The organism is Protofrankia sp. CiT1 (genome assembly GCF_917627335.1).
Classification (GTDB): Bacteria; Actinomycetota; Actinomycetes; order Frankiales; family Frankiaceae; genus Protofrankia.
In genome coordinates this window covers 1-1730 of the sequence record NZ_CAKJTP010000150.1, presented here as the reverse complement: position 1 = coordinate 1730, position 1730 = coordinate 1, and the positions used below count along the sequence as shown (strand labels likewise).

Genomic DNA, 1730 nt, shown 5'->3' with positions numbered 1-1730 from the left:
GCCGACAGCGCCGCGTCGCGTCTGGTCAGCTGTGGGCCGCCGCTGCCAGGGCTGGAGATACGGGCTGTCGGCGCTGACGGCGAGCCCCTGCCCGCGGGTTATCTCGGCGAGCTGTCGGTGCGCGGCCCGTCCATCGCCGACGGTTACAGCGTCGCATCGCCGCAGGACGCCGAACGGTTCGGCGCCGACGGATGGTTCCGTACCGGAGACGCCGGCTTCCTGCACGACGGCGAGCTCTACGTCCTGGGACGCCTCGGTGACAGTTTCAAACTGCGTGGCCGCACCATCTTCATGGAGGACGTCGAACTGGAGATCCGGCGACGCGCACCGGGTGTGCTGCTCCTGGCGGTCGGCGGCCTGCTGGCCACGACACCCGTCGTCGTGGTTGTCACCGCGTCCCCGGCGGAGACGTTCGCACCGCTCGTCCGCGACGTGGTGATGCTGCTTGCCGGCGATGAGGTGGCGGTCGAGGTCGTCACCACCAAGGCCGTCGGGCGCCTGTTCACCAGCAGCGGGAAGCCGCGGCGGCGGGAAGCCTGGCGGCTCTACCGCGACGGCGCGCTCGGGTCTGAGCCGGTGCGGATCGGACCAGGCGAGGAGCTGGCGCCCGTACCCGCGCCCGTACCCGCGGGCGCGGACCGATGAGGGCCCTGCGCCTGGCGGCCCTCAAGACCGAGGCAGCCTGGTGGATGACCCGGATCCATCTGTCCAACATGAACATCTGGCCGGTCTTCATGGGCTGGGCCGTCGCGGACCCGTCCCCGGACCCGTGGCCGCTGGTCTGGCTTGCCGGCTATGTCGCCGCGGCCGGCGGCGCGCTGTTCATCGTCAACGACATCCTCGACGCGGACGGCGACCAGATCACCGCGCCCTACCTGCCGCTCCCATCGGGGCTGCTCACCGTGCGCGAGGCGTGGGCCGCGGCCGCCGGCTACTTCGCCGTCGCGCTCGGCGCGCTGTTCATCGCGTGCGGCGGTGTCGCTCGTACGGGGCTCGCGCTCGCGCTCACGATTGCCGCGGTCGTCTTCTCCATGGCGTACTCGACGGTGAAGGACGAGGGCGTCGTCGCGAGCTTCGTCGTGAGCGTGCCGCAGACGATCCCGGCGGTGGTGGGCTGGTACCTCGCTGGCGGCCAGCACCCGTGGTGGCTGGTCGGGGTGCTTGCCTACCTGCTGATCGCCTGCGTCTCCAACAATATCCTCGCCGCTTTGCGCGACGTCGACCTTGATCCTGTCGTGGGGAACATGACCGTGCCGGTCCGCATCGGCGCCACGCGGGCCTTCCAGCTCGCCGCACGGGTGGCCACGCTGGCCTTCGTCCCGATCGTGATACTCGCCGCGGTCGTCCCGGGCGGCTGGTGGGGCCTTGCCGTCGCGGCGCCAGCGGCGCTGATCATGTCGTTCTGCTACCGCCGCACGCTGGCCGCGTTCGGCGAGCCCGGCCGGGGGCGGCTGCGGCGGATGGCGGACATGCGCCTGTTCAAGTTCGGCGAATACGTCCGTCACACCGCGCTCGCCGCCGTGTTCTCGGTACCGGTCGCGCTGTCCGCGGGCGTCGTGATGCAGGCGACGCTCTATTTCGGCGGCTTTGTCTACGCGCTACGGGTCATCCGCGGCGGCATCCGCCGGGATCTTGCCATGGCCGGCGCGGCCACCGACAGCCCCGCCGGCGCGGCCACCGACAGCCCCGCCGGCGCGGCCACCGACAGCCCCGCCGGCGCGGTCACCGAC

The 1730-nt window shown here is 72.0% G+C and carries 2 protein-coding genes; both read left to right on the top strand.

What is annotated here, in order from left to right; translation table 11 throughout:
- Nucleotides 1-645, top strand: a 645-nt coding sequence (locus MJ785_RS17935; RefSeq protein ID WP_239381897.1) for an AMP-binding protein, incomplete at its 5' end; no start/stop codon positions are given.
- On the top strand, nucleotides 642-1730 hold a 1089-nt coding region (locus tag MJ785_RS17930; RefSeq protein WP_239381895.1), incomplete at its 3' end, for a UbiA family prenyltransferase. The genes MJ785_RS17935 and MJ785_RS17930, both read left to right, overlap by 4 nt.